Genomic DNA, 5,829 nt, shown 5'->3' on the forward strand with positions numbered 1-5,829 from the left:
GGCGCGCTGGTGAACCACAGACCGCCGACGTCGCCGTCGGCAGACGCCACCGCGATTTCCGCGACGTCTGCGGCGCGCAAGGGTTCGAGCCTGACCCACTGCTGCCCGGTGAGCACCACCGGCTCGACGAATCCCGTCATCGGCGTCTACTCCCACTGGACCAGGCAGCGACCATCGCCAGGACCGACAGCACCACCGCGACGGCCGTCGCCGTCCCACCGATGTAGAACCCGTAACCCGCCGCGATCGGCGGTGCCACGTACAGCCGGAAGTACCACCATGCCAGTACCGTCAGGAGCACCGAAATGGACAGGGCCGCAGTCGAAGCTATCCGGGCCGACAAACCGCGCGCGGCCATGGCGGCGGCCACGATCAACGTCGACGACAACACCACCATCAGCTGTCCGACGCCGAACCCCGGCGGCGGCACGGCGATCTGACCGAGCTTTCCGCCGATCGCGTTGGCGCGGCCGCCCCCGTCGGCGCTGGTGGTCAGCCACGGCAGCCATGCGCTGACCAGGAGCACCAACGCACAGAGCACCACGAACCATGCGGGGCGCAGGCGGGCCATGCGATGAGGGTATCGGGTTGGCCGGTCACCTCGACGTAGGCTGCACTCATGACGGAGCTACCCGGCTGGGCTCGCACGCTCGACCTTGCCCCGCATCCGGAGGGCGGCTGGTTCCGGGAGACGTGGCGCAGCGAGCTGACGGTCGGTGAGTCCGCCCTGCCACCGGATTACACGGGCCCACGCAGCGCAGGAACGGCCATCCTGTTCCTGCTCATGCCCGGCCAGCAGTCGGCCTGGCACACCGTGCGCAGCGCCGAGTTGTGGTTCTACCACCGGGGCAGCCCGTTGCTCTTGGAGGTCGGGCCCGAACAGGACGGTGCCACAACGCTTTTGCTCGGCAGCGACGTCGATGCTGGCGAACAACCGCAATTGCTGGTCCCGCCGGGCCACTGGCAGCGGGCCCGTCCGCGGGACCAAGAGCCCACCCTGGTCAGCTGCGTGGTGGTGCCCGGCTTCGACTTCGCCGACTTCGCCCTGGCTGCCGTTACCGACTGAGCAGGCTCACCGCCGCCGACACCAGCGCGGCGTTGTCGGGTGCGACGGACCCGTCCGGCAACTTCAGGGTGTCCTCCATGCCAATCCGCGTCTGCACACCGCGCACCCCCGCGTATTCCAGTAACGGCCAACAACTCTCGTCGAGTCCGTGCAGCAGCACCGGGGCTGGCGAACCGACGGCGAGGACACGCTCGAGCATGTCGTCCGCGACGGCGACGTCCGCATCCGCCTGCAATTCGATCATCGCCCGCATGCAGTGCCTGGCCAGGTCGGATCGCGCCCAGGACGCGACCGCCTCGGCGTGGAACAGGCCCACCTCGACCCCGAGCCCCTTGCTCAGCAACAGCTGCGCCAGCTCCTCCGAGCCCGGTTCGTGCCAGTTCAGCGAGGCGAAGTCGGGCAACACCGTCCAGCCCTCGACCGCCCGCAGCCGGGCGTCGGCGTCGGGCAGCGCCCAGAACCCCGTCGTCACCCCCAACGGCAGACCGGGAACGGCCACGCGGACGGCCTGCACCGCCGCCGCGACCACGTCGCCGTCCAGCGAGTCGACGCCGTCGGCGGACTTGGGGTGCATGTGCACGGCCTTCGCACCGGCCCGATGCGCCTGGATCGCCGCTGCGGCCAGCTGATCGGGCGTGACCGGCAGGTTCGGGTGCTGGTCGGGGGTGCGGGCTCCGTTGATGCACGCCTTGACGTAGACGCTGGGTTTGGTCATCCCTTCATCTTCGCCTGTAACGAACCACCCGGCAGCAGACGGTGCGCCACAGTAACCTCGCAGAATGCGGGGCCACACCATCGTCTGCGGAGATGACCCGCTGGGGCTGCGGATCATCGAGGAGCTCCGGAGCACGGGAACCGACGTCGTCGTGGTCGGTAGCGCCAAGGAGTTGGCCGCGGCCGGGGTCGAGGACGCGACGGCGGTCATCTGCGCCGATGACGACGACGCCCTCAATCTCGAGATCGCGCTGCTGGCACGACAACTCAATGCGACCGTGCGCGTAGTCGCCCGGCTGGCCAACAGCGTGCTGCGCGAGGCGATGGCAGTGAGCAACGGGCCCGGCGCGATCCTGGACGTCGCCGATCTCGCGGCGCCGTCAGTCGTCGAGGCGTGTCTGGCCCGCACCACCCATGCGATCCCGGCCGCCGGGGTGGAGTTCGTCGTCTCCGGCACCGAGGCGCCAATCGACGCCACGCTGCGCGACATCTACGGTGACCTGGCGCCGGTCGCGGTGATCCACGGGGAGAACTCACCCACCCCAGGTGAGGTGGTGGCGTGCCCGGGGCGCGACCAGCAGGTTCGGGCCGGCGACTGGACCGCCATGATCGGCACCGCCGACGAGCTGACCGCCCAAGGCATCACCGTCGCGCAACCGGCGGCCATGGCACGGGTTCGCCGGTCCCCGCTGCGGCGGGGGATCAACGCCCTGCGCGCGCTGCGCGACGACATCAACCCGATGTTCTTCCGCGCCTTCGCCGCCTCGATGACCCTGCTGCTCGGTGCGACGGTATTGCTGCGCTTCTCGTATCGCCATCCCCCGGGGATGGGCTGGATCGACGCACTGTATTTCAGCACCGAGACCATCGCCACAGTCGGCTACGGCGACTTCAGCTTCATGCAGCAGCCCACCTGGCTACGGATCTGGGGCATCGGGCTGATGTTCGCCGGCGTCACCACCACCGCGATCCTGGTGGCGTTCATCGCCGATCTGCTGCTGTCGCGACGGATCGCCCAGTCCGCCGGCAGGCGGCGGGTGCGCGATCTCCAGGACCACATCGTCGTCGTCGGTCTCGGCTCGTTCGGCATCCGCGTGGTCAGCGACCTCAAGGCCGCCGGATACGACGTGGCGGTCATCGAGCGAGACGACGACAACCGCTACCTGGCGGCGGCGCGCGAACTCGACGTGCCGGTGATCTTCGGTGACGCCACACTGCGCCAGACGCTGGAATCCGCCCGCATCGACGAAGTCCAGGCGGTGGCGGTGTTGACCCAGGACGACATGGTCAACATCGAGACCGGGATCGTGCTGCACGAGATGCTGGGACCACGCGTGAAGCCAGAGGTCGTCCGGCCAGACGTTCCCGTGGTGCTGCGCGTCTATGACCGCACGCTCGGCGCGGCGGTGGCACAGCGCTTCGGGTTCGAGAACGTGCGCTCGACCGTCGAGCTCGCGACGCCTTGGTTCATCGGTACCGCGATGGGCCTGCAGGTGTTCGGCACGTTCTCGGTGGGCCAGCAGTCGTTCATGCTCGGCGGTGTGCAGGTCGAGGCCGGTAGTGAGCTCGACGGGCTGCGGATGGGCGAACTGTCCACCCTGACCCGGGTCATCGCCATCGGTCACGGGCCGGGTGACCTCCAACTACACCCCCGGCGGGACAGCCACCTGTCCGCCGGGGACACCGCCTACCTGGTCGGCCCTCACCGGGAACTGCTGGACACGCTGCACAAGGGTCAACGTGTCCAGCCAACGCAGGTCCCCTCGCCGAAACCTTTGGCGAGCAACAAGACCCCGCCGCGGCACTAGGCGCCGTCTGGGTCAGCGTAGGTGGGTGGCGAAGAACTTTTCGATCCTGTCCCAGGCGTCCTTGGCTGACTCGGGTTCCGGACCGATGCCGGCTACCCGCAGGAGGGGGCGAAGCATGCGGGGGCCGGCTTCGGCGTCGTTGAGGAAAGCGTGGCTGGCGGCGGGGTATTCCTTGACGTCGTGGGTCACGCCTGCCTTGTCGAGGGCCGCGTCGAGCCGGTCGGGCGCGCCCCTGAGCGACGGGTCACGGCCACCGTAGTTTCCGACGATCGGGCAGGCACCCGCCACCGCTTCGTCGAGGCGACGCGGTAGCTGACCGTAATTGACTGCGGCCGCATCGAATCCGTTGTTCGCGGTGAGGAGCGCGAAGCCTCCTCCGATGCAGAAGCCGATGACGCCGATCTTGCCGGTGCACTCGGGAGAACCGGCCAGGTAGTCGTGGGCGGCGGAGATGTCGGCGAACGCGCGGCCGCGGCCACGCATCATGGCGGTCATCGTCGAGACGAGACATCGTGCTGTGCTACCCGCGCTGAACAGGTCGACGGCCAGGGTGAGGTAGCCGAGACTGGCGAGCCGGTCGGCGTGGCCGCGCATGACCCCGTCGAGGCCGAAGATCTCGTGGATCATCACCACGGCCGGCCACGGACCGATGCCCGGTGGGCTAGCCAGGTAGCCGCGAAGCGGCTGGGACCCGTCGCGGTCGGCGGCGAGGTCGGTCAGGTCGATGTCGGTCATGTTGTGGCCTCCTGTGGTGGTGTGGCGGGCAATGTGTAGGGGCCGACGACGGCCGCGCCGAGCAGGGAAAGTCCGTTGCGCAGGGCATCGGCCGGTACGTCGTCGACGAGGTGGTGCATCACGATCAGGCCGTGCATGAGCGAAAACAGGGTGGCGGCAACGGCGTTGGTATCCGAGTTCGGCGGGATGTATCCCTCGTCGCGCCACCGGCCGGCCAGTTCGGCGATGTGGTCGAGGGTTTCGAGGTAGAGCGCGCGGGCACGCTTCTGCAGTACCGGATCCCGCAGGGCCTCCGCCCAGGTCTGCAGAGCGAGCCGCGTCATGTCGTAGTCGGGGTTGTCCGTCCTGTTGCGCAGTTCGGCGACGATCAGGCTCAGCGTCTCGGCCGGATTGGGGACGGGGTCGCGGTCGAGTAGGGCCGCGAAAATTCCCCGCACCCGCAGCACCCCTTCCTCGGCGCTGGCGTGGATCAACTCCTCCTTGCTGCCGAAGTAGCGGTACACCGCACTGGAGGACATCCCGGTCTCCGCGATCACCTGGTCCATCGAGGTGGCGTGGAAGCCGTCGCGAGAGAAGCACGTCCATGCACTGGTGAGGATGTGCTGGCGGCGTCGCGCGCGGGTCTTCTCGCTGAGTCGGGGCATAACACTATCTTAAACGAAAACGATCGGTTGCGCTATAACAAATCAAGGTGTACGTTCAAACTCAAATAGAAACGGCTACCATCGTTTGGAGGTTACGATGTCGAACCCCTGGGGCACCGCGATCGGCCTCGCTGCCGCCCGCACCATTGTGGTTCGCGCCCTTGCGCACGCACGGAGCAGCGATTTTCCCCCGATGACCGTTGCGGTGCTGGACGCTGCCGGAAGGCTGGTGGCCTTCGCGGGAGAAGACGGCTCGAGCCTGCTGCGGGAACGCATCGCCCGCGGAAAAGCCCACGGCGCACTGAACATGGGAGTGGGCAGCCGCAGCCTGGCCGCGCGCGCGGCGTCGGATCCCACATTCGTCAACTCCCTGGTGTCGCTGGCCGACGGCAACCTCGTGCCGGTGCCTGGCGGTGTGCTGATCCGCGACGAGAACGACGACCTCATAGGTGCGGTCGGGGTGAGCGGTCACCTGCCCGATGCCGACGAAGCCTGCGCCATCCACGGCATCACAGCCTGCGACCTGCGAGCCGATCCCGGCGCCTGATCTGTCACCACCCCGCAAGTGAAAGGAGCACCAACCATGTTCGATACCGACAACCGACTGCTCGCCATGATCACGCAGAGCCAGATTCCGTTGGGAATGCAGTGTTTTACCGGCGATCGCGCGATGATCGAAGTCCTGGGGTTGACCGGCTTCGACTTCGTCATGCTCGACACCGAGCATTCTCCGGCCAACCCCCGAGCGATTGAGGACGCGGTCCTGGCCGCCGACACCGTCGGCCTGGTGCCGTTGGTACGCATACCAAGCTGTGCCGACGAAACCGCCATCCGACGCGCGATGGAAGCCGGCGCCCAAGGC

The 5,829-nt window shown here is 68.0% G+C and carries 8 protein-coding genes; 4 read left to right on the plus strand and 4 right to left on the minus strand.

Annotation, left to right across the window (positions count from 1 at the left end; all coding sequences use genetic code 11):
- Positions 1-136 precede the first annotated feature (136 nt).
- Positions 137-571, minus strand: a complete 435-nt coding sequence (locus QOC69_RS16565; RefSeq protein WP_526441428.1) for a hypothetical protein — start codon at positions 569-571, stop codon at positions 137-139.
- A 48-nt stretch (positions 572-619) separates the two neighbouring features.
- Here QOC69_RS16565 and QOC69_RS16570 point away from each other — a divergent pair, with 48 nt between their 5' ends.
- Positions 620-1,066: a cupin domain-containing protein gene (locus QOC69_RS16570; RefSeq protein ID WP_526441430.1), complete on the plus strand. Its 447-nt coding sequence runs from the start codon at positions 620-622 to the stop codon at positions 1,064-1,066.
- Here QOC69_RS16570 and QOC69_RS16575 read toward each other — a convergent pair.
- Entirely contained in the window at positions 1,056-1,781 is a 726-nt protein-coding gene (locus tag QOC69_RS16575) for a 3-keto-5-aminohexanoate cleavage protein (RefSeq protein ID WP_526441432.1), read from the minus strand. The genes QOC69_RS16570 and QOC69_RS16575 overlap by 11 nt on opposite strands.
- A 64-nt stretch (positions 1,782-1,845) precedes the next feature.
- Between QOC69_RS16575 and QOC69_RS16580 the strand changes: the two genes are divergently transcribed.
- Positions 1,846-3,588 carry an NAD-binding protein gene (locus QOC69_RS16580; RefSeq protein WP_526441434.1) on the plus strand — a complete coding sequence of 581 codons (1,743 nt, stop codon included), beginning with the start codon at positions 1,846-1,848 and terminating at the stop codon, positions 3,586-3,588.
- Between the two features lie 12 nt (positions 3,589-3,600).
- On the opposite strand, the gene QOC69_RS16585 is transcribed toward QOC69_RS16580, so the two are convergent.
- Positions 3,601-4,323: a dienelactone hydrolase family protein gene (locus tag QOC69_RS16585; RefSeq protein WP_526441436.1), complete on the minus strand. Its 723-nt coding sequence runs from the start codon at positions 4,321-4,323 to the stop codon at positions 3,601-3,603.
- Positions 4,320-4,967, minus strand: a complete 648-nt coding sequence (locus QOC69_RS16590) for a TetR/AcrR family transcriptional regulator (RefSeq protein WP_526441438.1) — start codon at positions 4,965-4,967, stop codon at positions 4,320-4,322. Before QOC69_RS16590 ends, QOC69_RS16585 begins: the two co-directional genes overlap by 4 nt.
- Positions 4,968-5,064: 97 nt before the next feature.
- On the opposite strand from QOC69_RS16590, the gene QOC69_RS16595 reads away from it, so the two are divergent.
- Both QOC69_RS16595 and QOC69_RS16600 read left to right on the plus strand, forming a co-directional pair.
- Positions 5,065-5,514, plus strand: coding sequence for a heme-binding protein (locus QOC69_RS16595; protein ID WP_526441440.1), 450 nt, complete (start codon positions 5,065-5,067; stop codon positions 5,512-5,514).
- Between the two features lie 36 nt (positions 5,515-5,550).
- On the plus strand, positions 5,551-5,829 hold a 279-nt coding region (locus QOC69_RS16600; RefSeq protein ID WP_526441442.1), incomplete at its 3' end, for an aldolase/citrate lyase family protein.

Origin of the sequence: Mycobacterium sp., assembly GCF_032162105.1 — a bacterium.
Taxonomy (GTDB): domain Bacteria; phylum Actinomycetota; class Actinomycetes; order Mycobacteriales; family Mycobacteriaceae; genus Mycobacterium.

Excerpts from the sequence above, each read along its gene's own strand:
- QOC69_RS16595 (WP_526441440.1), top strand. The coding sequence starts at position 5,065 with ATGTCGAACCCCTGGGGCACCGCGATCGGCCTCGCTGCCGCCCGCACC.
- QOC69_RS16565 (WP_526441428.1), bottom strand. The coding sequence starts at position 571 with ATGGCCCGCCTGCGCCCCGCATGGTTCGTGGTGCTCTGTGCGTTGGTG.
- QOC69_RS16580 (WP_526441434.1), top strand. The coding sequence starts at position 1,846 with ATGCGGGGCCACACCATCGTCTGCGGAGATGACCCGCTGGGGCTGCGG.
- QOC69_RS16575 (WP_526441432.1), bottom strand. The coding sequence starts at position 1,781 with ATGACCAAACCCAGCGTCTACGTCAAGGCGTGCATCAACGGAGCCCGC.
- QOC69_RS16590 (WP_526441438.1), bottom strand. The coding sequence starts at position 4,967 with ATGCCCCGACTCAGCGAGAAGACCCGCGCGCGACGCCGCCAGCACATC.
- QOC69_RS16570 (WP_526441430.1), top strand. The coding sequence starts at position 620 with ATGACGGAGCTACCCGGCTGGGCTCGCACGCTCGACCTTGCCCCGCAT.
- QOC69_RS16585 (WP_526441436.1), bottom strand. The coding sequence starts at position 4,323 with ATGACCGACATCGACCTGACCGACCTCGCCGCCGACCGCGACGGGTCC.